This is a genomic window from Pseudomonas floridensis (assembly GCF_002087235.1).
Classification (GTDB): Bacteria; Pseudomonadota; Gammaproteobacteria; order Pseudomonadales; family Pseudomonadaceae; genus Aquipseudomonas; species Aquipseudomonas floridensis.
Genome location: NZ_MUIO01000250.1, coordinates 1 through 730 on the forward strand (window position 1 = coordinate 1; position 730 = coordinate 730).

Below are 730 nucleotides of genomic sequence, written 5' to 3' on the forward strand. Positions count from 1 at the left end.
CTCCGGCAACATCTTCAACACGTCCCAGACCCTGCTTGACGAAACGTCGGTGCTGGCCAACAGCCTGGAAAATCTGGCCAACCGTCGAACCGTCAATACGGTCGGCGGTTACGTGCTGGGGCTGCTGGCGCTGATGTCGATCATCCTGATCGGCCTGGTCATGGTGCGTGAAACCAACCGTCAACTGCGGGAAACCGCGCAGAAGAGCGAGCGCAACCAGAATGCGATCATGCGTCTGCTGGACGAGATCGAAAACCTGGCCGATGGCGACCTGACCGTCACGGCTTCGGTGACGGAGGACTTCACCGGTGCGATTGCCGACTCGATCAACTATTCCATTGACCAGTTGCGTGAGCTGGTGGTGACCATCAATCTCACGGCCGAACAGGTTGCCTCGGCGGTGACCGAAACCCAGGCCACGGCCATGCAGCTGGCTTCGGCCTCCGAGCATCAGGCGCTGCAGATAAGCGCGGCGTCTACGGCGATCAATGACATCGCCGCGTCCATCGATCAGGTGTCGGCGAACGCCTCGGAATCGTCTTCGGTGGCCGAGCGCTCAGTGACCATCGCCAACAAGGGCAACGAGGTGGTGCACAACACCATCCGCGGCATGGACAATATTCGTGAGCAGATTCAGGACACCTCCAAGCGCATCAAGCGGCTGGGCGAGTCTTCGCAGGAAATCGGCGATATTGTGAGTCTGATTGACGACATTGCCGACCAGACCAAT

At 59.5% G+C, this 730-nt stretch carries 1 protein-coding gene; it reads left to right on the forward strand.

Features of this window, described 5'->3' with window-relative positions; all coding sequences use genetic code 11:
* A partial coding sequence (locus BZK31_RS28685) for a methyl-accepting chemotaxis protein (RefSeq protein ID WP_425273310.1) occupies window positions 1-730 on the forward strand: 730 nt, incomplete at both ends.